The organism is Kineosporia sp. R_H_3 (assembly GCF_002198675.1).
Classification (GTDB): domain Bacteria; phylum Actinomycetota; class Actinomycetes; order Actinomycetales; family Kineosporiaceae; genus R-H-3.
This window is the reverse complement of sequence record NZ_MWLL01000184.1, coordinates 25,866-49,386: the sequence shown is the minus strand read 5'-3', so window position 1 is coordinate 49,386 and position 23,521 is coordinate 25,866. Positions and strand designations below refer to the sequence as shown.

General features: G+C 70.3%; 19 protein-coding genes and 1 tRNA gene. 13 read left to right on the top strand and 7 right to left on the bottom strand.

The genetic code is table 11. The annotated features are described in order from the left end of the window. Window position 1 precedes the first annotated feature (1 nt). The 6 genes from ECOMGDLI_RS20780 to ECOMGDLI_RS20755 form a co-directional block, all read right to left on the bottom strand. Window positions 2–634, bottom strand: a complete 633-nt coding sequence (locus ECOMGDLI_RS20780; RefSeq protein ID WP_088318774.1) for a response regulator transcription factor — start codon at window positions 632–634, stop codon at window positions 2–4. Continuing rightward, the gene (locus ECOMGDLI_RS20775; protein ID WP_158221087.1) at window positions 631–1,827 is read right to left on the bottom strand and encodes a sensor histidine kinase; all 1,197 of its coding nucleotides are present in this window, start codon (window positions 1,825–1,827) and stop codon (window positions 631–633) included. Before ECOMGDLI_RS20775 ends, ECOMGDLI_RS20780 begins: the two co-directional genes overlap by 4 nt. A 22-nt stretch (window positions 1,828–1,849) precedes the next feature. Further along, on the bottom strand, window positions 1,850–2,707 hold the full coding sequence (locus ECOMGDLI_RS20770; protein ID WP_088318772.1) for an ABC transporter permease: 858 nt from the start codon (window positions 2,705–2,707) through the stop codon (window positions 1,850–1,852). Then, window positions 2,704–3,630, bottom strand: coding sequence for an ABC transporter ATP-binding protein (locus tag ECOMGDLI_RS20765; protein ID WP_088318771.1), 927 nt, complete (start codon window positions 3,628–3,630; stop codon window positions 2,704–2,706). The genes ECOMGDLI_RS20770 and ECOMGDLI_RS20765 overlap by 4 nt, the downstream gene beginning before the upstream one ends. Window positions 3,631–3,748: 118 nt before the next feature. Beyond that, window positions 3,749–4,228 carry a hypothetical protein gene (locus ECOMGDLI_RS20760; RefSeq protein WP_088318770.1) on the bottom strand — a complete coding sequence of 160 codons (480 nt, stop codon included), beginning with the start codon at window positions 4,226–4,228 and terminating at the stop codon, window positions 3,749–3,751. 180 nt (window positions 4,229–4,408) lie between these two features. Beyond that, window positions 4,409–5,662 carry a pyridoxal phosphate-dependent aminotransferase gene (locus ECOMGDLI_RS20755; protein ID WP_233153562.1) on the bottom strand — a complete coding sequence of 418 codons (1,254 nt, stop codon included), beginning with the start codon at window positions 5,660–5,662 and terminating at the stop codon, window positions 4,409–4,411. A gap of 203 nt (window positions 5,663–5,865) precedes the next feature. On the opposite strand from ECOMGDLI_RS20755, the gene ECOMGDLI_RS20750 reads away from it, so the two are divergent. The 5 genes from ECOMGDLI_RS20750 to rplA all read left to right on the top strand — a co-directional run bounded on the left by ECOMGDLI_RS20750 (window position 5,866) and on the right by rplA (window position 8,614). Further along, window positions 5,866–5,938 (top strand) — tRNA-Trp (locus tag ECOMGDLI_RS20750). Between the two features lie 104 nt (window positions 5,939–6,042). Continuing rightward, window positions 6,043–6,270 (top strand): preprotein translocase subunit SecE, encoded by a 228-nt coding sequence (secE, locus tag ECOMGDLI_RS20745; protein WP_158221086.1) that lies wholly within the window; start codon window positions 6,043–6,045, stop codon window positions 6,268–6,270. Between the two features lie 69 nt (window positions 6,271–6,339). Next, window positions 6,340–7,254 (top strand): transcription termination/antitermination protein NusG, encoded by a 915-nt coding sequence (gene nusG / locus ECOMGDLI_RS36315; RefSeq protein ID WP_255396013.1) that lies wholly within the window; start codon window positions 6,340–6,342, stop codon window positions 7,252–7,254. A gap of 104 nt (window positions 7,255–7,358) precedes the next feature. Further along, window positions 7,359–7,790 (top strand): 50S ribosomal protein L11, encoded by a 432-nt coding sequence (rplK, locus tag ECOMGDLI_RS20735; RefSeq protein WP_088289620.1) that lies wholly within the window; start codon window positions 7,359–7,361, stop codon window positions 7,788–7,790. A gap of 107 nt (window positions 7,791–7,897) precedes the next feature. Then, a complete protein-coding gene (gene rplA / locus ECOMGDLI_RS20730; RefSeq protein WP_088289621.1) occupies window positions 7,898–8,614 on the top strand; it encodes a 50S ribosomal protein L1 in 717 nt (238 codons plus the stop codon). A gap of 89 nt (window positions 8,615–8,703) precedes the next feature. On the opposite strand, the gene ECOMGDLI_RS20725 is transcribed toward rplA, so the two are convergent. Continuing rightward, window positions 8,704–9,159 carry a flavodoxin family protein gene (locus ECOMGDLI_RS20725; RefSeq protein WP_088318768.1) on the bottom strand — a complete coding sequence of 152 codons (456 nt, stop codon included), beginning with the start codon at window positions 9,157–9,159 and terminating at the stop codon, window positions 8,704–8,706. Between the two features lie 407 nt (window positions 9,160–9,566). On the opposite strand from ECOMGDLI_RS20725, the gene rplJ reads away from it, so the two are divergent. The 8 genes from rplJ (at window position 9,567) to tuf (ending at window position 23,500) form a co-directional block, all read left to right on the top strand. After that, window positions 9,567–10,217, top strand: coding sequence for a 50S ribosomal protein L10 (rplJ, locus tag ECOMGDLI_RS20720; RefSeq protein ID WP_088289624.1), 651 nt, complete (start codon window positions 9,567–9,569; stop codon window positions 10,215–10,217). A gap of 62 nt (window positions 10,218–10,279) precedes the next feature. Beyond that, window positions 10,280–10,669, top strand: a complete 390-nt coding sequence (gene rplL / locus ECOMGDLI_RS20715) for a 50S ribosomal protein L7/L12 (RefSeq protein ID WP_088318767.1) — start codon at window positions 10,280–10,282, stop codon at window positions 10,667–10,669. A gap of 533 nt (window positions 10,670–11,202) precedes the next feature. Continuing rightward, window positions 11,203–14,688: a DNA-directed RNA polymerase subunit beta gene (rpoB, locus tag ECOMGDLI_RS20710; RefSeq protein ID WP_088318766.1), complete on the top strand. Its 3,486-nt coding sequence runs from the start codon at window positions 11,203–11,205 to the stop codon at window positions 14,686–14,688. Window positions 14,689–14,829: 141 nt separating this feature from the next. Beyond that, complete coding sequence (locus ECOMGDLI_RS20705; protein WP_088318765.1) at window positions 14,830–18,708, top strand: DNA-directed RNA polymerase subunit beta'; 3,879 nt, start codon at window positions 14,830–14,832, stop codon at window positions 18,706–18,708. Between the two features lie 406 nt (window positions 18,709–19,114). Next, entirely contained in the window at window positions 19,115–19,489 is a 375-nt protein-coding gene (gene rpsL / locus ECOMGDLI_RS20700) for a 30S ribosomal protein S12 (RefSeq protein ID WP_088289628.1), read from the top strand. Window position 19,490: 1 nt separating this feature from the next. Further along, entirely contained in the window at window positions 19,491–19,961 is a 471-nt protein-coding gene (gene rpsG / locus ECOMGDLI_RS20695; protein WP_088289629.1) for a 30S ribosomal protein S7, read from the top strand. A gap of 75 nt (window positions 19,962–20,036) precedes the next feature. Next, complete coding sequence (gene fusA / locus ECOMGDLI_RS20690; protein ID WP_088318764.1) at window positions 20,037–22,139, top strand: elongation factor G; 2,103 nt, start codon at window positions 20,037–20,039, stop codon at window positions 22,137–22,139. 167 nt (window positions 22,140–22,306) lie between these two features. Continuing rightward, a complete protein-coding gene (tuf, locus tag ECOMGDLI_RS20685) occupies window positions 22,307–23,500 on the top strand; it encodes an elongation factor Tu (protein WP_088318763.1) in 1,194 nt (397 codons plus the stop codon). The last annotated feature ends 21 nt before the right edge of the window (window positions 23,501–23,521 follow it).

Here is a 23,521-nt window from a genome sequence, read left to right as displayed (position 1 = left end):
GTCAGCCGCCCGGGCTCGGCAGGATCCCGCGCTCCATCGCGACCGTGACGGCCCGGGTGCGGTCGTCGACCCCGAGCTTGGTGAACGCCCGCAGCAGGTGCGTCTTCACGGTCGCCTCGCCGATGAACAGCACCCGGCCGATCTCGGCGTTCGACAGCCCCTGGGCGACCGCGGCGAGCACCTCGACCTCGCGCGGGGTCAGCGGGTCCGCCGCCGGGCCGCGCATCCGGGACACGAGCCGGGCCGCGACGGCCGGGGCGAGCACGGTCTCGCCGCGCGCCGCCGACCGGACCGCCTCGACGAGCTGCACCCGCGGGGTGTCCTTGAGCAGGTAGCCGGTGGCCCCCGCCTCGACCGCGCGGACGATGTCGGCGTCCGTGTCGTACGTCGTGAGCACGAGCACCCGCACCTCGGGGTGCGCGGCGAGGATCGCCCCGGTCGCCGCGGCACCGTCCATCGTCGGCATCCGCAGGTCCATGAGGACGACGTCGGGGGCCAGTGCGGCCACCTGCGCGACCGCCTCGGCGCCGTCCCCGGCCTCCCCGACGACCTCGAGGTCGGTCTCGACGTCGAGCAGCCCGACGAGGCCCGAGCGCACCACCGGGTGGTCGTCGACGACGAGCACCCGGATCACGCCCCACCGCCCGCGGCGACGAGCGGCACCCGGACGACCAGGTGGGTGCCGCCGCCCGGCGCGCTCGCGACGTCGACGTCGCCGCCGACCTCGCCGACCCGCCCACGCATCCCGGTGAGCCCGAAGCCCTCCGCGGCGCCCGGCGTGAAGCCCTGCCCGTCGTCGGTCACCTCGAGCCGCACGTCGCCGTCCTGCGGCACGAGGCGCAGGACGACGCTGCGTGCCCCGGAGTGCCGGCGGACGTTCGTCAGCGCCTCCTGGACGGCGCGCAGCAGCACGACCTCGCCGTCCCGGGTCAGGTGCGCCACGGCCTCCGGCGCCTCGACCCGGACGACGAGCCCGGTCTCGCGGGCGAACCGCTCGCCGAGGCGGCGGACGGCGTCGGCGAAGGTCCGCCCGTCGAGGTCCACCGGCGACAGCGCCGCGACGAGCGCCCGGGCCTCGGCGAGGTTGTCCCGGGCGACCTCCTCGATCGTCCCGAGCCGGTCGGCCGCGCCGTCCGGGTCGTGCGGCAGCCGCGCGGCCGCGCCCTGGGCGAGCATGACGATGCTCGTGAAGCCCTGGGCGAGCGTGTCGTGGATCTCCCGGGCGACCCGCTCGCGCTCGGCGAGGGTGCCGCGGGCCTGCTCGGCGAGCGCGAGGTCGGCCCGGGCGGCCTCGATCTGGGTGATGAGGTCGGCCCGCTCCTTGGACTGGTCGATGATGCGGGCCACCCAGAAGCCGAGCAGCAGGCTGAACCCGAGGGCGATCCCGAGCTGGGGGACCACCTCGCGGGCCACCTCGGCCGACCAGCCGGCGTTCGTCATGAGCCCCGCCGACGCGCTCACCGTGAGCAGGGCCGCGAACACGGCGCCGCGGAACCGGGTGGCGGTGAACATCCACACGTGCGAGAAGACGACGAACAGCAGCATCGTCATCGCGACGTCGACCGCGCAGGCCACCCCGGTCACGGCGACGGCGACGAGCAGGTACGCCGTCCCGCGGTGGCCCTGGCGGACGTCCTGGCTCGCCGGCAGCACGAGCGTCGCGTACGCGACGGCGAGCACCCCGAGCAGCGCGAAGCACGCGACCCGTTCGGCCGGCGTCAGGTGGGTCGTCGAGGTGACCCAGATCGCGGCGAGCCCGACGAACAGCCCGAACGCGACGTGCCAGCCGGTCATGAACCGGTCCCACACGTGCTCGTGCGTGCTCATGGGGTCCATTCTGCGCCGCGCCTCAGCCGGCGTCCCGGCGCTGCCAGCGGAACGTCCGCAGCGCGAGCAGCAGGCCGACGACCGTCCAGGCGGCGAGCACGAGCGCGGTCTGCCCCAGCGCCCACGTACCGCCCGTCTCCTGGGACGCGAACCCCTCCGGCAGGAACACCGACCGCATCCCCTGGGCGAGCCACTTGAGCGGGAACACCGCCCCGACGTTCTGCATCCACCCGGGCAGCTCGCTGTAGACGAAGAACACCCCGGAGATGAACTGGAGCACGATGACGACGGGGCTGACGACCGCGCCGGCGCTGCGGGAGGACCGCGGGACGCTCGAGTAGGCGATCCCGACGACGGTGCCGGCCGCCGTCCCGAGCACGAAGATCCAGGCGAAGCGCAGCCACAGGTCGCCGGACGTCGGCAGGTCGAGCCCGTAGAAGACCCGGCCCACGGCGAGCAGCACCGCGGTCTGCACGACGCTCGTCACGAGGACGAGCCCGATCTTGCCGAGGAAGTACGCCGCCGGTGGCATCGGCGTCCCGCGCAGCCGCTTGAGGGCGCCGTCGTCGCGCTCCACGGCGATCCCGATGGCGAGCGACTGGAAGCTCGACAGCGCGATGCCGGAGGCGATCATCCCGGCCGTGAAGTACTGGGTGAACGAGACCCCGCCGCCGATGTCGCCGGAGAAGACGGCCCCGAAGATGAAGAGCATGATCACCGGGAACGCGAAGGTGAAGACCATGCTGTCGCGCTCGCGGAAGAACTCGCGCAGCTCGATCCGGGTCCGGGCGACGCCGAGGCCCAGCACGGACGGCGTGCGCGCGGCGTGCGGGCGGGCGGCGGTGGCGGCGCCCGTCGGGGTGGTGGCCGGGGTGGTCATCGGGTGCTCCTCGCGAGCTCGGCCGCGGCGTCCTCGACGTCGCCGATCAGGGACAGGTAGACGTCCTCGAGGCTCGGCCGGACGACCTGCAGGCCCGGCACCTCACCGCCGAAGCGGCGTGCGAGCTCGACGACGAGCGGGGTCGGCGCGTCCGTCGACTCCTCGTGGACGACGCCGTCCTCCTCCCACCGGACCCGGGCCCGGTGCGCCATCCGGCCGCCGAGCCGCTCCGGGGTGTCGAGGGCGACGATCCGCCCGGAGGCGATGACCGCGACCCGGTCCGCGAGCTGCTCGGCCTCGTCGAGGTAGTGCGTCGTCAGCAGGATCGTCGTGCCGTCGCTGCGCAGGGAACGCACGAGGTCCCAGAAGTCGCGGCGGGCCTGCGGGTCGAAGCCGGTCGTCGGCTCGTCGAGGAAGAGCAGCTCGGGGTTGCCGACGATGCCGAGCGCGACGTCGAGGCGGCGGCGCTGGCCGCCGGACAGCGCCCGCATCCGGGCCCTGCGCTTCTCCTCGAGGCCGACCGCGGCGATGACCTCGTCGGGGTCGCGGGATCCGGGGTAGTAGAGCGCGAAGTGCCGGACCATCTCCTCGACGGTCAGCTCGGCGTTCTCGTTCGAGGTCTGCAGGACGATCCCGATCCGGGACCGCCAGGTACGCCCCGCGGACGCCGGGTCCGCGCCGAGGACCTCGACCTCGCCGCCGTCGCGGTGCCGGTAGCCCTCGAGGATCTCGACGGTCGTCGTCTTGCCCGCGCCGTTCGGGCCGAGGAGCGCGAAGACCTCGCCCCGCTCGATGTCGAGGTCGAGGCCGTCGACGGCGTGCTTGTCGCCGTAGCTCTTGCGCAGGTCGCGCACCCGGACGGCGTGGGTGTCCCGCGCCTGTCCTGGGGTCGTGGCCGGGGTGGTCGCCGGTGTCGTCGCCATGCCGCCCAGCCTTGCGCGCCGGGGGCCGGCCGCGCGACGACCGATCGTCTGCCCGCCCGTCCACCGACCGGTGGACGCGGTCGGACGTCAGCGGCGCGGCCGCTCGCGGGCCGTGCCGTCAGTCGTCGCTGCCGTGCCCGCCGCTGCCCTTGCCGGAGCCGCCCTTGCCCGAACCGCCCTTGTCGTCGCTGCTGTCGTCGCTGCTGTCGTCGCTGCCCTTGCCCGAACCGGAGCGGGTGCCGCCCTTGTCGTCGGCCTGGGTGTCGTCGGAGCCGCCGGAGCCGCTCTTGCGCAGCCCGCCCTTGTCGTCCCCGGCCTCGGTGCCGTCGTCGCCGTCGTCGCTCCCGTGACCGCCCTTGTCGTCGCCGGCGTCGTCCCCGTCGTCGTCGCGGGACGCGCTCGGGGTGGCCCGGGCCGTGGGCGAGTCGTCGTCCGACGGCTCGGACTGGGACGCGTCGGACAGGTGCAGGCTGCGGTCCCCGCGGACGACCCGCTCCGGCGGCGGCGGCTGCGCCGCCGACCAGACGGCCCCCGTGGCGACCGCGGCCGCCACGACGACGAACGCGATCGAGCCGAGGGCGTTGAGCGGGCGGGACATGGGCGACGGACCTCCACCGGGAGCCGGGCAGGGCGGCCGGGTGCGGAACGACACCCGGCCACCCTCAGTTCTGCCAGCCCACGGCCGCAGCGGCCAGATGCACCTTCGGGCTAGTACCGCCGTCCCGCCCGCCCGTCCCGACCGTCCCGACCGGCCCGGCCCGGTGCGCCCGGCCGGGCGTCAGCGCGCCTCGGCGAGCAGCCGCTGGATCCGGCCGACCCCCTCGGCGAGGTCCTCGTCGCCGAGCGCGTACGACAGGCGCACGTAGCCGCTCGGGCCGAACGCCTCGCCGGGGACGACCGCGACCTCGGCCTCCTCGAGGATGAGGGTCGCGAGCTCGGCGGAGGTCTGCGGGGTCCGCCCGCGGATCGTCCGGCCGAGGACGCCCTTGACGCTCGGGTACACGTAGAAGGCGCCCTGCGGGGTCGGGCAGACGACGCCGTCGATCTCGTTGAGCATCCGGACCATCGTCCGGCGGCGGCGGTCGAAGGCCACCTTCATCTCGTCGACGGCCGCCAGGTCGCCCGAGACGGCGGCCAGCGCGGCGCGCTGGGAGACGTTCGCGACGTTGGACGACAGGTGCGACTGCAGGTTCGTGGCCGCCTTGACGACGTCCTTCGGACCGATCAGCCAGCCCACCCGCCAGCCGGTCATCGCGTACGTCTTGGCGACCCCGTTGAGGACGACGCAGGTGTCGGCGAGCTCGGGGACCTCGACGGCGATGGACGCCGCGCGCACGCCGTCGTAGACGAGGTGCTCGTAGATCTCGTCCGTGATGACCCAGACACCGTGCTCGACGGCCCAGCGGCCGATCGCGCGGACCGCCTCGACCGGGTACACCGAGCCGGTCGGGTTGGACGGCGAGCAGAACAGCAGCGCCTTCGTCCGCGGCGTCCGCGCGGCCTCGAGCTGCTCGACGGTGACGAGGTAGTCCTGGTCCTCGCCGGCGAAGACCTCGACGGGGACGCCGCCCGCGAGCCGGATGGCCTCGGGGTAGGTGGTCCAGTACGGCGCGGGGAGGATCACCTCGTCGCCCGGGTCGACCAGCGTCGCGAACGCCTGGTAGACGGCCTGCTTGCCGCCGTTGGTGATGAGCACCTGCTCGGGCGTCACCGACAGGCCGGAGTCGCGCGCGGTCTTGGCGGCCACGGCGGCCCGCAGCTCGGGCAGGCCGGCCGCGGGGGTGTACCGGTGGTTGGCGGGCTGCGCGCACGCGGCGACGGCGGCCTCGACGACGTAGCCGGGGGTGGGGAAGTCGGGCTCGCCGGCGCCGAAGCCGATCACGGGCCGGCCGGCGGCCTTGAGCGCCTTGGCCTTGGCGTCGACGGCGAGCGTCGCCGACTCGGCGATCGAGCCGATCCGGCGGGACACCCGGGCGGGGGCGTCGGCGTCGTCGGCGACGGGAGGGGCCTGCGGGATGGTCTGTTCGGTCACGGGCCCATCCTTCCACCGCGGGCGGGACGGCTCGCCACGCAATACCCCGTCGTCCCGCGGCGGGTCGGCCCCTCCTTACCACCCGCGCCACGCGGTCGGTTCGACCCGGGGCCGCCGGGTTGCGTATAGTCGCTTACCGGTGGTTGCGAACCGCCATGATGGCGCCTGCCCCGCAGGCCCGTCGGGGCGGCTCACGATCTCCTAGGGCAGTGGCGCAACTGGCAGCGCTCCGGTCTCCAAAACCGGCGGTTGGGGGTTCGAGTCCCTCCTGCCCTGCGAACGATCAGAACGACCCGTGGCTCAGCGGTGCGGAGACCCTCGCCGGTCGCCGGACCAGGCGCGACGGGCCCGAACCGACAGTCGATGATCAGGTGGATCTCGTGACGACAACGCCCGCGACGAAGAGCCGGCGGCGTGGGGGCGGTCTCGGCCTCTTCGTGAGGCAGGTCATCGCAGAGCTGAAGAAGGTCGTCCGGCCCACCCGGAACGAGCTGGTCACCTACACCGCGGTGGTCCTCGTCTTCGTCTGCGCCGTCATGGGCTTCGTCTCGGTCCTGGACTACGGGTTCGGCAAGCTCGTCCTGTGGGTCTTCGGCGGGTCGAGCTGACACCGGGCCCGGCGTGAGCCGGAGCCAGATCCGCACAACGACCGACAGGCGAAGGAAGTAGGACGACAGGTGTCCGAGCAGAGCCCCCACCTCGACGTGGACGACGACCTCGACAGCACGACCGGGGTCTCGGGCGAGGCCGCCCCCACGTGGGAGGACTTCGAGCGTGGCGCGGCGCCGTCCGACGAGGACGCGCAGGCCGACGAGGCGGACGACGCCCCGGTCGCCGACGCGACCCCGGCCGGCTCCGACGACGAGGACGACGCGTCCGACGACGAGCCCGCCGGTGACGACGAGCCCGTGGCGGCCGCCGCCGACGAGCCGACCGACGAGGCCGCCGACGAGGCAGCTGACCAGGCAGCTGACCAGGCGACGGAGGACGAGGACGGCGACGTCGTCGACCCGGTCGCCGAGTTCAAGACGCAGCTGCGGCGCGCCCCCGGCGACTGGTACGTGATCCACTCCTACGCGGGCTACGAGAACCGGGTCAAGGCCAACCTCGAGAACCGGACCTCCAGCCTCAACATGGAGGACTTCATCTTCCAGGTCGAGGTCCCGATGGAGGAGGTCACGGAGATCAAGAACGGGCAGCGCAAGCTCGTCCGTCGGGTCCGGATCCCCGGCTACGTGCTCGTCCGCATGGACCTCACCGACGAGTCGTGGGGCGCCGTCCGGCACACCCCTGGCGTCACCGGCTTCGTCGGCCACACCCACCAGCCGGTGCCGCTGAGCCTCGACGAGGTCTTCTCGATGCTCGCGCCGTCGCTGCAGGCCGCCGAGGGCGCCAAGCCCGCGAAGGCCGAGATCAAGGTCGTCGACTTCGAGGTCGGCGAGACCGTCACGGTCATGGAGGGCCCCTTCGAGACCCTGCCGGCGACGATCAGCGAGATCAACGCCGACCAGCAGAAGCTCAAGGTGCTCGTCTCGATCTTCGGTCGCGAGACCCCGGTCGAGCTGTCGTTCTCGGACGTCTCCAAGCTCTGACCCCACGAGTTCGCGGACGACGGGCCACGCCGTCCGCTGGCCCGTAACGGGCCGAACCGCACGGTCACGCGACCGTGCAGACCACCGAACAGAAGGACCCGGACATGCCCCCCAAGAAGAAGGTCTCAGCTCTGATCAAGCTGCAGATCAACGCCGGCCAGGCGACGCCGGCGCCGCCGATCGGCCCCGCGCTGGGTCAGCACGGCGTGAACATCATGGAGTTCTGCAAGGCGTACAACGCCCAGACCGAGGGCTCGCGCGGCAGCGTCATCCCGGTGGAGATCACGGTCTACGAGGACCGGTCCTTCACCTTCATCACGAAGACGCCGCCGGCCGCCGAGCTCATCAAGAAGGCCGCGGGCGTCCCCAAGGGCTCCGGCGAGCCGCACAAGACCAAGGTCGGCAAGCTCACCGCCGCCCAGGTCCGCGAGATCGCCCAGACCAAGCTCGAGGACCTCAACGCGAACGACCTCGACCAGGCGTCGAAGATCATCGCCGGGACCGCGCGCTCCATGGGCATCACCGTCGAGGGCTGAGCACCACCCCCGACGCGTCACCCGATGCACCGCACCTGAAGCACCATCCGCAGTGGCAGGGCCCGCGCGGCCCACGAGACCACGACTCCACGTACCGAGGAGCAGCAATGCAGCGCAGCAAGGCCTACCGGTCCGCCGCCGAGAAGATCGACGCGGACAAGCTCTACGCCCCGCTCGAGGCCGTCCGGCTCGCGAAGGTGACCTCGACGACGAAGTACGACGCGACCGTGGAGGTCGCGTTCCGGCTCGGCGTCGACCCCCGCAAGGCCGACCAGATGGTCCGTGGCACCGTCAACCTCCCGCACGGCACCGGCAAGACCGCCCGGGTCCTGGTCTTCGCCACCGGTGACCGTGCAGCGCAGGCCGAGGCCGCCGGCGCCGACTACGTCGGCTCCGACGACCTGCTCGAGAAGATCCAGGGTGGGTGGCTCGACTTCGACGCCGTCGTCGCCACCCCGGACCTCATGGGCAAGGTCGGCCGGCTCGGCAAGGTGCTCGGCCCCCGCGGCCTCATGCCCAACCCCAAGACCGGCACGGTGACCATGGACGTCGCCAAGGCGGTCGAGGAGATCAAGGGCGGCAAGATCGAGTTCCGTGTCGACAAGCACGCGAACCTGCACTTCATCATCGGCAAGACCTCGTTCGACGAGACGGCGCTCCTGCAGAACTACGCCGCCGCGCTCGACGAGGTGCTCCGGCTCAAGCCGTCCGCGGCCAAGGGCCGGTACCTCCGCAAGGCCACGATCGCGACGACGATGGGCCCGGGCATCCCGGTCGACCCGAACCGCACGCGCAACCTCGAGGCCGAGGACGTCGACGCCTGACGCGTCGCCCCTCACCGCAGCGGTAATCGCCAGGGCCCGCCGTCCACCCGGACGGCGGGCCCTGGCGCCGTCCGGGGCGCCGCCCCCGGTCAGTCCAGCAGCGTCGCCGCGAGCGTCCCGCCGAGGTCGCGGCAGGCCTCCCGGACGCCGGTGTCGACCGGCCCGGTGACCTCCAGCGGCGCTGCGACCGCCGTCCAGCCCAGCCCGCCGGCGATCGACCGGACGGCCCGGACGGCGCCCGTGACGTCGTCGTTGCCGTGCACCCAGAGCCCGTACGGGCGGCCGGCGACGGCGCCCAGGCACGGGTAGTAGACGGTGTCGAAGAAGTGCTTGAGCGCCCCCGACATGTAGCCGAAGTTCGCCGGCGTCCCGAGCAGGTAGCCGTCGGCGGCGAGCACGTCCGCCGCCCCGGTCGACAGCGCAGGCGAGGCGACGACGTCCACCGCCCCGCCGAGGTCGGGGTGCCGGGCCCCGGCGAGCACCTCCTCGAGGAGGGCGCGCGTCACGGGCGAGGGCGTGTGGTGGACGACGAGCAGGCGCGGCACGCCCCGAGGCTACGGCGCCCGTCCACCGCTCATGCTCGCGGCGCGTACCGCCTTCGGCGCACTTTGTCCCGGTTCGGCGCTGCGAACGGGTACCTGCCGCGAGCATGAGCGGTGGGCGGGGCGGGCGCGGAGGTGCTGGGGGAGAGGCGATTTGGTAGCCCGTCGCGCGTCCCGTACTCTGGAGGCTGCCGAAGACCGCCGGTCGCCACCCCGCAAGGGTGGTCGAAGGTCCCGCATCACGCGGGCGGCCCGCGCAGGTGAACGAGACGCTCGTGCAGCACGTACCGCGACCGCCCGTCAGGGCGGGGTCGGCACGTCTCCACCGACGCCCCGTGCGCCTGCGCCGGGGCGTTCCGCATGTCCGGGCCCTTCTGCGCAGACCGGCACCACTGCACGGAAGGAGAGCCATGGCGAGGCCCGACAAGGCCGCCGCGGTTGCTGAGATCACGGACCGGTTCCGTGAGTCCAACGCCGCTGTGCTGACCGAGTACCGCGGGCTGACCGTGGCGCAGCTCACCCAGCTCCGCAAGAGCATCGGTGGCAACGCCACGTACTCCGTGGTGAAGAACACGCTGACCGAGATCGCCGCGAAGAACGTGGGCATCTCCGCGTTCGACGGCCAGCTTGCTGGCCCGACCGCGATCGCCTTCGTCACCGGTGACCCGGTGGAGACGGCGAAGGGTCTGCGCGACTTCGCCAAGACGTTCCCCGCGCTCGTCATCAAGGGCGGTGTCCTCGACGGCAAGCCGCTGACCGCCGACGAGGTGAAGAAGCTCGCCGACCTCGAGTCGCGCGAGGTTCTGCTGGCCAAGATGGCGGGCGCCATGAAGGCGTCGCTCAGCAAGGCCGTCTACCTGTTCGCCGCCCCGCTGTCGCAGGCGGCGCGGACCATCGACGCGCTCCGTCTCAAGGCGGAGAGCGACCCGAGCGTCCTCGCGGGCGGTGCCGGCACGCCGGCCCCGGTCGCCGAGGCCGCCCCCGCCGAGGTCGAGGCCGCGGCCGAGACCGAGGCACCCGCTGAGGCCGAGCCGGCCGCCGCGGAGACCACCGAGGGCTGAACCGCCCGCCACCACCGCGGGCGCCCTCGCCTCGCGGATCCACAAGGGAAGGACACGCCACCATGGCGAAGCTCAGCACCGACGACCTCCTTGACGCGTTCAAGGAGATGACCCTCATCGAGCTCTCCGAGTTCGTGAAGAAGTTCGAGGAGACCTTCGAGGTCACCGCCGCCGCTCCGGTCGCCGTCGCGGCCGCGGGTGTGGCCGGCGGCGGCGCCGCCGCCGAGGAGGTCGTCGAGCAGGACGAGTTCGACGTCATCCTCGAGGCTGCCGGCGACAAGAAGATCCAGGTCATCAAGGAGGTGCGCACGCTCACGTCCCTCGGTCTCAAGGAGGCCAAGGACCTCGTCGACGGCGCGCCGAAGCCGGTCCTGGAGAAGGTCAACAAGGACGCCGCGGAGAAGGCCAAGGCTGCCCTCGAGGGCGCCGGCGCCACCGTCTCCGTCAAGTGAGGCCGCGCCCCGTCCGGGGCGCGCTCGCTGCACCACCTGCACCGTCTGCATCATCTGCACCACCCGCGAACGGGCGGCCGGTCCTCCGGCCGCCCGTTCCGCGTCCCGGGGCGTGTCGGTGCTGGACACGGGCACCGGCGCGTGCCTCCCCCGATCACGGTCCGTACCCGTGCGGTCGTTGCTCCGTTCGGGTGACGGCGTGACACGCCACGCAGCGACCGAGGGCCGAGTTCTCTTGACGCACCGCCTACGGCCAGTCATCCTCGTTGTGGCTCCACACGGCAGGTCGCAGGCACGAGGCGGCTGCAGTCGGGGGGCTTCGCAGCACAGGTTCCAGCGGCCCAGGAGGTGCCCGGTCAGACCCGCGAGAGGCTTCGCGAGGTCCCGGGAGGTCACTCCTGCGTGGCGGCTGGACATCTCTTCGCGCGCACGGTAGTCTGCCGCTTTGCGCCCGCCCTGTGCCTACCCGTGGATCAGCCATGGGGCACTCGGCGCGCGCCCGTAACGCCCGCAGGCCCGTGGAAGGACCCCTCTTGGCCGCCTCGCGCACCGCGTCCGCTCTTGGCTCGATCGCCCGCACAGCAGCAGGCCGTATCTCGTTCGCAAAGATCAGGGAACCGCAGGAGGTCCCGAACCTCCTCGCTCTCCAGACGGAGAGCTTCGACTGGCTCCTCGGCAACGACAAGTGGAGGGGCCGCGTAGAGGCCGCTCTCGCCGGCTCCCGCCAGGACGTCCCGACCACCTCCGGTCTGGAGGAGATCTTCGAGGAGATCTCCCCGATCGAGGACTTCTCGGGATCCATGTCCCTGTCGTTCCGGGACCACCGCTTCGAGCCGCCCAAGTACTCGATCGACGAGTGCAAGGAGCGGGACATGACCTACTCGGCCCCGCTCTTCGTGACGGCCGAGTTCATGAACACCACCACCGGTGAGATCAAGAGCCAGACGGTCTTCATGGGCGACTTCCCGCTCATGACCGACCGCGGCACCTTCGTCATCAACGGCACCGAGCGCGTCGTCGTCTCCCAGCTCGTCCGCTCGCCGGGCGTGTACTTCGAGCGCACCGCCGACAAGACGAGCGACAAGGACGTCTACACGTCCAAGATCATCCCGTCGCGGGGTGCCTGGCTCGAGTTCGAGATCGACAAGCGCGACATGGTCGGTGTCCGCATCGACCGCAAGCGCAAGCAGTCGGTCACGGTCCTCCTCAAGGCTCTCGGCTGGACCGAGGCGCAGATCCTCGAGGAGTTCGGCGACGTCGAGTCGATGCGCGCCACGCTCGAGAAGGACCACACCGCCGGTCAGGACGAGGCGCTCCTCGACATCTACCGCAAGCTGCGTCCGGGCGAGCCGCCGACCCGCGAGGCCGCGCAGACGCTGCTCGACAACCTCTACTTCAACCCCAAGCGCTACGACCTCGCGAAGGTCGGCCGCTACAAGATCAACAAGAAGCTGGGGCTGGAGCAGGGTCTCGAGCAGGGCACCCTGACGATCGAGGACGTCGTCGCGACGATCCGCTTCCTCGTGTCGCTGCACGCCGGCGCCACGACGATGCCGGGCACCCGCAACGGCGAGCCGTTCGAGGCGCGCGTCGAGGTCGACGACATCGACCACTTCGGCAACCGCCGTCTGCGCACCGTCGGCGAGCTCATCCAGAACCAGGTCCGCACGGGCCTGTCCCGGATGGAGCGCGTCGTCCGCGAGCGGATGACGACCCAGGACGTCGAGGCGATCACGCCGCAGACGCTCATCAACATCCGCCCCGTCGTGGCCTCCATCAAGGAGTTCTTCGGGACGAGCCAGCTCTCGCAGTTCATGGACCAGACGAACCCGCTCTCAGGGCTCACCCACAAGCGCCGCCTGTCCGCGCTCGGCCCGGGTGGCCTCTCGCGCGAGCGGGCCGGCTTCGAGGTCCGTGACGTGCACCCGTCGCACTACGGCCGGATGTGCCCGATCGAGACGCCGGAAGGCCCGAACATCGGTCTCATCGGCTCGCTGTCGACGTACGCGCGGATCAACCCGTTCGGGTTCGTCGAGACCCCGTACCGCAAGGTGAACGACGGTGTCGTCACGGACGACATCCACTTCCTCACCGCGGACGAGGAGGACGAGTTCGTCATCGCGCAGGCCAACGCGCCGATCGCGGAGAACCAGCACTTCGCCGAGGACCGCGTGCTCGTCCGTCGTAAGGGCGGCGAGATGGAGCTGTGGCCGGCCGACGGGGTCGACTACATGGACGTCTCGGCGCGCCAGATGGTCTCGGTCGCGACCGCGATGATCCCGTTCCTCGAGCACGACGACGCCAACCGCGCACTCATGGGCTCGAACATGATGCGCCAGGCCGTCCCGCTCGTCATGGCGGAGACGCCGCTCGTCGGCACCGGCATGGAGTTCCGTGCCGCGGTCGACGCCGGCGACGTCGTCGTCGCGGACAAGGCCGGCGCCGTCACCGAGGTCTCGGCCGACGCCGTCACCGTCATGAACGACGACGGCACGCACACGACGTACCGGATCGCGAAGTTCCGCCGGTCGAACCAGGGCACCGCGTACAACCAGCGCGTGCTCGTCGACGAGGGCGACCGCCTCGAGGTCGGCGGCGTCATCGCCGACGGCCCCTCGACCGACATGGGCGAGATGGCGCTCGGCAAGAACCTCCTCGTCGCGTTCATGTCGTGGGAGGGCCACAACTACGAGGACGCGATCATCCTGTCGCAGCGCCTCGTGCAGGACGACGTCCTGTCCTCGATCCACATCGAGGAGCACGAGGTCGACGCCCGGGACACCAAGCTCGGCCCGGAGGAGATCACCCGCGACATCCCGAACGTCGCCGAGGACGTCCTCGCCGACCTCGACGAGCGCGGCATCATCCGGATCGGTGCCGAGGTCGTCCCCGGCGACATCCTCGTCGGCAAGGTCACGCCCAAGGGCGAGACCGAGCTGACCCCCGAGGAGCGCCTGCTCCGCGCGATCTTCGGCGAGAAGGCGCGCGAGGTCCGCGACACCTCCCTCAAGGTGCCGCACGGCGAGTCCGGCACGGTCATCGGCGTCAAGGTGTTCGACCGCGAGGAGGGCGACGAGCTCCCGCCCGGCGTCAACCAGCTCGTGCGGGTCTACGTCGCCCAGAAGCGCAAGATCACCGACGGCGACAAGCTCGCCGGCCGGCACGGCAACAAGGGCGTCATCTCGAAGATCCTCCCGGTCGAGGACATGCCGTTCCTCTCGGACGGCACCCCGGTCGACGTCGTCCTCAACCCGCTCGGTGTCCCGAGCCGGATGAACATCGGCCAGGTCCTCGAGACGCACCTGGGCTGGGTCGCCTCCCGCGGCTGGTCCGTCGAGGGCACCCCGAAGTGGGCCGCCCGGCTGTCCGACGAGGCCCGCTCGGCCGAGCCCGGCCAGCGCGTCGCGTCGCCGGTCTTCGACGGCGTCAAGGAGGAGGAGATCATCGGTCTCCTCGACTCCTCGACGAAGACGCGTGACGGCGTCCGTCTCATCGACGGCACCGGCAAGGCGCAGCTGTTCGACGGTCGTACGGGTGAGCCGTTCCCGATGCCCATCTCGGTCGGCTACATGTACATCCTCAAGCTGCACCACCTCGTCGACGACAAGATCCACGCCCGTTCGACGGGTCCGTACTCGATGATCACGCAGCAGCCGCTCGGTGGTAAGGCGCAGTTCGGCGGCCAGCGCTTCGGCGAGATGGAGGTGTGGGCCCTCGAGGCCTACGGCGCCTCCTACGCGCTCCAGGAGCTGCTGACCATCAAGTCGGACGACGTCCTCGGCCGGGTCAAGGTGTACGAGGCGATCGTCAAGGGCGAGAACATCCCCGAGCCCGGCATCCCCGAGTCCTTCAAGGTGCTCATCAAGGAGATGCAGTCGCTGTGCCTCAACGTCGAGGTGCTCTCCAGCGACGGCCTGGCGATCCCCATGCGTGAGACCGACGAGGACGTCTTCCGTGCCGCCGAGGAGCTCGGCATCGACCTGTCCCGGCGCGAGCCGAGCAGCGTCGAAGAGGTCTGAGCGCGTCCGGGACCGCCCGCCCCCTAGGGGCGGGCGGCACCCCGTCCGGCACGGACGCCGCGGACCGCGGCGCACACGGCCGGCCAGCTACGTAGTCATCGAGCAAAGACACAGCACCACCACGAGAAAGCAGGCAGCGTCTTGCTGGACGTCAACAACTTCGACGAGCTTCGCATCGGCCTCGCCACGGCCGAGGAGATCCGTCAGTGGTCGCACGGCGAGGTCAAGAAGCCGGAGACCATCAACTACCGCACGCTCAAGCCGGAGAAGGACGGGCTCTTCTGCGAGAAGATCTTCGGTCCGACCCGGGACTGGGAGTGCTACTGCGGCAAGTACAAGCGCGTCCGCTTCAAGGGCATCATCTGCGAGCGCTGCGGCGTCGAGGTCACGCGCGCCAAGGTGCGTCGTGAGCGGATGGGCCACATCGAGCTCGCCGCGCCGGTCACGCACATCTGGTACTTCAAGGGCGTCCCGAGCCGCCTGGGCTACCTGCTCGACCTCGCTCCGAAGGACCTCGAGAAGGTCATCTACTTCGCGGCCTACATGATCACCTGGGTGGACGACGAGTCGCGTCACCGCGACCTGCCGTCGCTCGAGGCGAACATCGAGGTCGAGAAGAAGGAGATCGAGAACCGCCGCGACTCCGACGTCGACGCCCGCGCCAAGAAGCTCGAGGCCGACCTGGCCGAGCTCGAGGCCGAGGGTGCCAAGGGCGACGTCCGCCGCAAGGTCAAGGAGTCGGCCGAGCGCGAGATGGCGCAGCTGCGCAAGCGCGCCGACGCCGAGGTCGACCGGCTCCAGCAGGTCTGGGACCGGTTCAAGAACCTCAAGGTCCAGGACCTCGAGGGCGACGAGATCCTCTACCGCGAGATGCGGGAGCGGTTCGGCCTGTACTTCGAGGGCGGGATGGGTGCGGCCGCGATCCAGAAGCGGCTGGAGTCCTTCGACCTCGACGCCGAGGCCGAGAGCCTGCGCGAGACGATCGCGACCGGCAAGGGCCAGCGCAAGACGCGTGCCCTCAAGCGGCTCAAGGTCGTCTCCGCGTTCCTCACGACCCGCAACTCGCCGATGGGCATGGTCCTCGACTGCGTCCCGGTCATCCCGCCGGACCTGCGCCCGATGGTGCAGCTCGACGGCGGCCGGTTCGCGACGTCCGACCTCAACGACCTGTACCGCCGGGTCATCAACCGGAACAACCGGCTCAAGCGTCTGCTCGACCTCGGTGCGCCCGAGATCATCGTGAACAACGAGAAGCGGATGCTCCAGGAGGCCGTCGACGCGCTGTTCGACAACGGCCGCCGCGGCCGGCCGGTCACCGGCCCGGGCAACCGCCCGCTCAAGTCGCTGTCCGACATGCTCAAGGGCAAGCAGGGCCGGTTCCGCCAGAACCTGCTCGGCAAGCGCGTCGACTACTCGGGCCGTTCGGTCATCGTCGTCGGCCCGCAGCTCAAGCTGCACCAGTGCGGCCTGCCCAAGCAGATGGCGCTCGAGCTGTTCAAGCCGTTCGTCATGAAGCGGCTCGTCGACCTCAACCACGCGCAGAACATCAAGAGCGCCAAGCGCATGGTCGAGCGCGCGCGTCCGGTCGTCTGGGACGTGCTCGAGGAGGTCATCTCCGAGCACCCGGTGCTCCTGAACCGTGCACCGACGCTGCACCGCCTCGGCATCCAGGCCTTCGAGCCGCAGCTCGTCGAGGGCAAGGCGATCCAGATCCACCCGCTCGTCTGCACCGCGTTCAACGCGGACTTCGACGGCGACCAGATGGCGGTGCACCTGCCGCTGTCGGCCGAGGCCCAGGCCGAGGCGCGGATCCTCATGCTCTCGAGCAACAACATCCTCAAGCCGGCCGACGGCCGGCCCGTGACCATGCCCACCCAGGACATGATCATCGGCCTCTACCACCTCACCTCCCAGCGGGAGGGCGTCACCGGTGAGGGCCGCTCGTTCGGCTCGGTGGCCGAGGCGATCATGGCGTACGACGCCCGTGAGCTCGACCTGCACGCCAAGGCCAAGATCCGCATCGCGGGTGTCGTGCCGCCGGCGTCGTGGGTCGCGCCCGAGAACTGGGAGGCAGGCGACCCGATCGTCCTCGAGACCAGCCTCGGTCGCGCGCTGTTCAACGAGACGCTGCCGCCGGACTACGTGTTCGTCGACACCGACGTGGACAAGAAGGAGCTCTCGCGGATCGTCAACGACCTCGCCGAGCGCTACCCGAAGGTCGCCGTCGCCGCGACGCTGGACGCCCTCAAGGAGGCCGGTTTCCACTGGGCCACCCGCTCGGGCGTCACGGTCTCGATCTCGGACGTCGTCACGCCTCCGGGCAAGCAGGACATCCTCGACCGCTACGAGATCAAGGCGGCGAAGGTCCAGTCCCAGTACGAGAAGGGCCTCATCACCGACGACGAGCGTCGGCAGGAGCTCATCGAGATCTGGACCCAGGCCACCAACGAGGTCGCCAAGGAGATGGAGGGCAACCTCCCGCGGACGAACTCCATCTACAAGATGGTCGCGTCCGGTGCCCGTGGTAACTGGATGCAGATGCGCCAGATCGCGGGTATGCGAGGCCTCGTCGCCAACCCGAAGGGCGAGATCATCCCGCGCCCGATCAAGGCGAACTTCCGCGAGGGCCTGACCGTGCTCGAGTTCTTCATCTCGACGCACGGTGCGCGAAAGGGTCTGGCCGACACCGCGCTGCGGACGGCGGACTCCGGCTACCTGACGCGTCGTCTCGTCGACGTCGCGCAGGACGTCATCATCCGCGAGGAGGACTGCGGCACCGAGCGCGGTCTCATGATGCCGATCGCGACCGAGGTCGCCGGTGGCGGCCTGCGCCGTCACGACGACGTCGAGACGAGCGTGTACTCGCGCTCGTCGGCCGAGGACGTCGTCGTCGGCGGCGAGGTCCTGCTCCCGGCGAACACCGACCTGGGCGACGTGAACATCAACGCCCTCGTCGAGCGCGGCGTGAAGCAGATCAAGGTCCGCTCGGTCCTCACCTGCGAGTCCAAGGTCGGCACGTGCGCCCGGTGCTACGGGCGTTCGCTGGCGGCCGGGATCCTCGTCGACATCGGCGAGGCGGTCGGCATCATCGCCGCCCAGTCGATCGGCGAGCCGGGCACGCAGCTGACGATGCGGACCTTCCACACCGGTGGTGTCTCCTCCGAGGGCGGTGACATCACCCACGGTCTGCCGCGTGTCCAGGAGCTCTTCGAGGCGCGCACCCCGAAGGGTGTCGCCCCGATCTCCGAGGCGGCCGGCCGGGTCCGGATCGACGACGCGGAGCGCTCGCGCAAGCTCGTCGTCGTGCCGGACGACGGCTCGGAGGAGATCGCCTACCCGATCTCCCGGCGGTCCCGTCTCCTCGTCGAGGACGGCGGTCACGTCGAGGTCGGCCAGCAGCTCATCCAGGGCGCCGTGGACCCCAAGCAGGTCCTGCGCATCCTCGGGCCGCGCGCCGTCCAGGTGCACCTCGTGGACGCCGTCCAGGAGGTCTACCGGAGCCAGGGCGTGTCGATCCACGACAAGCACATCGAGGTCATCGTCCGCCAGATGCTCAAGCGGGTGACGATCATCGAGTCCGGGGACGCCGAGCTGCTGCCCGGCGAGCTCGTAGAGCGCTCGCGCTTCGAGGGCGAGAACCGGCGGGTCGTGTCCGAGGGCGGTACGCCGGCCTCGGGTCGTCCCGAGCTCATGGGCATCACGAAGGCGTCGCTCGCGACGGAGTCGTGGCTGTCCGCCGCGTCCTTCCAGGAGACGACCCGGGTCCTCACCGACGCCGCGATCAACGGCAAGAGCGACCCGCTGCTCGGCCTCAAGGAGAACGTCATCATCGGCAAGCTCATCCCGGCCGGTACGGGGCTGCCCCGCTACCGGAACATCCGGGTCGAGCCGACCGACGAGGCGAAGGCCGCCATGTACACGATGCCCGGCTACGAAGAGGTCGACTACGGCCACTTCGGCACCGGCAGCGGTGCGGCGGTCCCGCTCGAGGAGTTCGACCTCGGACGCTACGACCGCTGACGCGGTCGCCGGGGCACTGTTCCCACGGTGTCGCCGGCGCCGGTGGGGGAGGGCACTACCAGCCCTCCTCCGCCCGGCGTCGGCGACCCGCCGGGGGACCCGCCGACGGGGCGGGGGCCGTTTTGACGCTCGCTGCGGCAGACGGGTAACCTCGACATCCGTGCCTGGGTCTGCCCGGGCTTTCCCGGCTGCCCGGGGCGGTCGCTGAGCCGAAACGTCCAGCGACTCGTGGCAGCCAGAGCGCCTGCTCCAACCGACTCCCTCTCGGAACCGGTCCGGAGCGCAGCGCGGACGACGCGACACGCCCGACCCCGGGGGTCGGGGAACACCCGGTGCGGCAGCCGCCGCCCACGACGGAAGACCACACGAGCCACGGCTCGAGGCGAAGAGAGAGTTCGGAGAACCGGTGCCCACGATCCAGCAGCTGGTCCGCAAGGGCCGCCAGGACAAGGTCGGCAAGACGAAGACGCCGGCCCTCAAGGGGAGCCCCCAGCGGCGCGGCGTGTGCACCCGCGTCTACACGACGACGCCGAAGAAGCCGAACTCGGCGCTGCGCAAGGTGGCGCGTGTCCGCCTCACCAGCCAGATCGAGGTCACGGCGTACATCCCGGGCGTCGGCCACAACCTCCAGGAGCACTCGATCGTGCTCGTCCGCGGTGGCCGTGTGAAGGACCTTCCCGGTGTCCGCTACAAGATCATCCGCGGCTCGCTCGACACCCAGGGCGTGAAGAACCGCAAGCAGGCCCGCAGCCGTTACGGCGCGAAGAAGGAGAAGAGCTGACATGCCCCGCAAGGGTCCGGCCCCGAAGCGGCCGCTCATCGTCGACCCGGTCTACGGGTCCCCGCTGGTGAGCCAGCTCGTCAACAAGGTTCTCCTCGACGGCAAGAAGTCCGTCGCGGAGCGCATCGTCTACGGCGCACTCGAGGGCTGCCGCGAGAAGACCGGTACCGACCCGGTCATCACGCTCAAGCGCGCGCTCGACAACGTCAAGCCCAGCATCGAGGTCAAGAGCCGCCGCGTCGGCGGTGCGACCTACCAGGTGCCGATCGAGGTCAAGGCCGGCCGCTCGACGACGCTGGCGCTGCGCTGGCTCGTCGGCTACTCCAAGGCGCGCCGCGAGAAGACCATGACCGAGCGGCTCATGAACGAGATCCTCGACGCGAGCAACGGCCTCGGCGCCGCGGTCAAGCGTCGCGAGGACACGCACAAGATGGCCGAGTCCAACAAGGCCTTCGCGCACTACCGCTGGTGACGCGGCGGCGCGGGTCACCCCCGCGCCGCACCCCGCACCGGCTGACGACTTCGACACGAGGCGAGGCAGACTTCCGTGGCACTCGACGTGCTGACCGACCTGAACCAGGTCCGCAACATCGGCATCATGGCGCACATCGACGCCGGCAAGACCACGACCACCGAGCGGATCCTCTACTACACGGGGATCAACTACAAGATCGGTGAGGTCCACGACGGCGCGGCCACGATGGACTGGATGGAGCAGGAGCAGGAGCGCGGCATCACCATCACGTCCGCCGCGACGACCTGCTTCTGGCAGGGCACCCAGATCAACATCATCGACACCCCGGGCCACGTCGACTTCACGGTCGAGGTCGAGCGGTCGCTGCGCGTCCTCGACGGCGCGGTCGCGGTGTTCGACGGCAAGGAGGGCGTCGAGCCCCAGTCCGAGACGGTCTGGCGCCAGGCGGACAAGTACAACGTCCCCCGGATCTGCTTCGTCAACAAGATGGACAAGCTCGGCGCGGACTTCTACTTCACCGTGCGCACGATCAAGGAGCGTCTCGGCGCGGAGCCGCTGCCGATCCAGATCCCGATCGGCGCCGAGTCCGACTTCGTCGGCGTCATCGACCTCGTCTACAACCGCGCGCTCACCTGGCGCGGGGACACCGGCAAGGGCGAGGACTACACGATCGAGGAGATCCCGGCCGACCTGGCCGAGAAGGCGGCGGAGTACCGCCACCACCTCATCGAGCGCGTGGCCGAGACCGACGAGGCCCTCCTCGAGAAGTACCTCGGCGGCGAGGAGCTGACGCCCGAGGAGATCAAGGGCGCCATCCGCAAGATGGTCATCGCCTCCGAGATCTACCCGGTGCTCTGCGGCTCGGCGTTCAAGAACAAGGGCGTCCAGCCCATGCTCGACGCCGTCCTCGACTACCTGCCGTCGCCGCTCGACGTGCCCCCGATGGAGGGCCACGCCGTCAACGACCCCGACGTCATGGTGCTGCGCAAGCCGGAGTCGAGCGAGCCCTTCTCGGCGCTGGCGTTCAAGATCGCCACGCACAAGTTCTTCGGCAAGCTGACGTACGTGCGGGTCTACTCCGGCCGGATCACCACCGGCGCCCAGGTCATCAACTCGACCAAGGGCAAGAAGGAGCGTCTGGGCAAGTTCTTCCAGATGCACGCCAACAAGGAGAACCCGGTCGACGAAGCGACCGCCGGCCACATCTACGCCTTCATCGGCCTCAAGGACACCACCACCGGCGACACGCTCTGCGACATCGCCAACCCGGTGGTCCTGGAGTCGATGACGTTCCCCGAGCCGGTCATCAGCGTCGCCATCGAGCCGAAGACCAAGGGCGACCAGGAGAAGCTCGGCACCGCGATCCAGAAGCTCGCCGAGGAGGACCCGACCTTCCAGGTCCAGCAGGACGAGGAGACGGGCCAGACCATCATCAAGGGGATGGGCGAGCTCCACCTCGACATCCTCGTCGACCGGATGCGCCGCGAGTTCGCCGTCGAGGCGAACGTCGGCAAGCCGCAGGTCGCGTACCGCGAGACGATCCGCACCGCGGTGCCGAAGTACGACTACACCCACAAGAAGCAGACCGGTGGGTCGGGTCAGTACGCCAAGATCCAGTTCAAGATCGAGCCGATGGACACCGCCGAGGGCACGTTCTACGAGTTCGAGAACAAGGTCACCGGCGGCCGCGTCCCGCGCGAGTACATCCCGAGCGTGGACCAGGGCTTCCAGGACGCCATGCAGTACGGCGTCCTCGCCGGCTACCCGATGGTCGGCGTCAAGGCGAGCCTGCTCGACGGTGCCTCGCACGACGTCGACTCGTCCGAGCTGGCCTTCAAGATCGCCGGCTCGATGGGCTTCAAGGAGGCGGCACGGCGCGCCGACCCCGTCCTCCTCGAGCCGATCATGGCCGTCGAGGTCCGTACGCCCGAGGAGTACATGGGCGAGGTCATCGGCGACCTCAACTCCCGCCGTGGTCACATCCAGTCCATGGAGGACGTCAGCGGCGCCAAGGTCGTCAGGGCCCTGGTCCCGCTGTCGGAGATGTTCGGGTACGTGGGTGACCTGCGGAGCAAGACCCAGGGTCGTGCCGTGTACACGATGCAGTTCGACTCGTACGCCGAGGTCCCGCGCAACGTGGCCGAGGAGATCATCAAGAAGTCCCGGGGGGAGTGAGCCCCAGGCTCACGCCCTTCGGGAGCCTCGGTCGGCAGATCGGGTCCGGAGCGCCGGCACCACCGGTAACCGGTTCGACCAGCAGGCCCGGCACCACCTAGCGTCAAACCCCAAGACCATCACGTCAGGCAGCACCAACACCCGACAGCGCAAACAGGAGGACCACCGTGGCGAAGGCGAAGTTCGAGCGGACTAAGCCGCACGTCAACATCGGCACCATCGGTCACATCGACCACGGGAAGACGACGCTCACCGCGGCGATCACCAAGGTGCTGCACGACAAGTACCCGGAGCTCAACCCCTTCACGCCGTTCGACCAGATCGACAAGGCTCCCGAGGAGCGTCAGCGCGGTATCACGATCTCGATCGCGCACGTCGAGTACCAGACGGAGGCGCGGCACTACGCGCACGTGGACTGCCCGGGTCACGCGGACTACATCAAGAACATGATCACCGGCGCGGCCCAGATGGACGGCGCGATCCTCGTGGTCGCGGCGACCGACGGCCCGATGCCGCAGACGAAGGAGCACGTCCTCCTGGCCCGCCAGGTCGGCGTCCCCTACATCGTCGTGGCGCTCAACAAGTCGGACATGGTCGACGACGAGGAGATCCTCGAGCTCGTCGAGATGGAGGTCCGCGAGCTGCTGACCTCCTACGAGTTCCCCGGCGACGACCTCCCGGTCGTCCGCGTCTCGGCGCTCAAGGCGCTCGAGGGCGACGAGGAGTGGAGCGCCAAGCTCCTCGAGCTCATGGACGCCGTCGACTCGTCGATCCCCGAGCCGCTGCGTGAGACGGACAAGCCGTTCCTCATGCCGATCGAGGACGTCTTCACGATCACCGGTCGTGGCACGGTCGTCACCGGCAAGGTGGACCGCGGCATCCTCAAGGTGAACGAGACGGTCGAGATCGTCGGCATCAAGGAGAAGTCGACGACCACGACGGTCACCGGCATCGAGATGTTCCGCAAGCTGCTCGACACCGCCGAGGCGGGGGAGAACGTCGGCCTCCTGCTCCGTGGTATCAAGCGCGAGGACGTCGAGCGCGGCCAGGTCGTCGTCAAGCCGGGCTCGATCACGCCGCACACCGAGTTCGAGGCGAACGTCTACATCCTCAGCAAGGACGAGGGTGGCCGGCACACGCCGTTCTACGACAACTACCGTCCGCAGTTCTACTTCCGGACGACGGACGTCACGGGCGTCGTGCACCTGCCCGAGGGCACCGAGATGGTCATGCCCGGTGACAACACCGAGATGCGGGTCGAGATGATCCAGCCCATCGCCATGGAGGAAGGCCTCAAGTTCGCGATCCGTGAGGGTGGCCGCACCGTCGGCGCCGGCCGGGTCACGAAGATCCTCAAGTGATCCCACGGGCCGCCGCCCGCC

Excerpts from the sequence above, each read along its gene's own strand:
- ECOMGDLI_RS20775 (WP_158221087.1), bottom strand. The coding sequence starts at position 1,827 with ATGAGCACGCACGAGCACGTGTGGGACCGGTTCATGACCGGCTGGCAC.
- ECOMGDLI_RS20770 (WP_088318772.1), bottom strand. The coding sequence starts at position 2,707 with ATGACCACCCCGGCCACCACCCCGACGGGCGCCGCCACCGCCGCCCGC.
- ECOMGDLI_RS20765 (WP_088318771.1), bottom strand. The coding sequence starts at position 3,630 with ATGGCGACGACACCGGCGACCACCCCGGCCACGACCCCAGGACAGGCG.
- ECOMGDLI_RS20760 (WP_088318770.1), bottom strand. The coding sequence starts at position 4,228 with ATGTCCCGCCCGCTCAACGCCCTCGGCTCGATCGCGTTCGTCGTCGTG.
- rplK (WP_088289620.1), top strand. The coding sequence starts at position 7,359 with ATGCCCCCCAAGAAGAAGGTCTCAGCTCTGATCAAGCTGCAGATCAAC.
- rplA (WP_088289621.1), top strand. The coding sequence starts at position 7,898 with ATGCAGCGCAGCAAGGCCTACCGGTCCGCCGCCGAGAAGATCGACGCG.
- rplJ (WP_088289624.1), top strand. The coding sequence starts at position 9,567 with ATGGCGAGGCCCGACAAGGCCGCCGCGGTTGCTGAGATCACGGACCGG.
- rplL (WP_088318767.1), top strand. The coding sequence starts at position 10,280 with ATGGCGAAGCTCAGCACCGACGACCTCCTTGACGCGTTCAAGGAGATG.
- rpsG (WP_088289629.1), top strand. The coding sequence starts at position 19,491 with ATGCCCCGCAAGGGTCCGGCCCCGAAGCGGCCGCTCATCGTCGACCCG.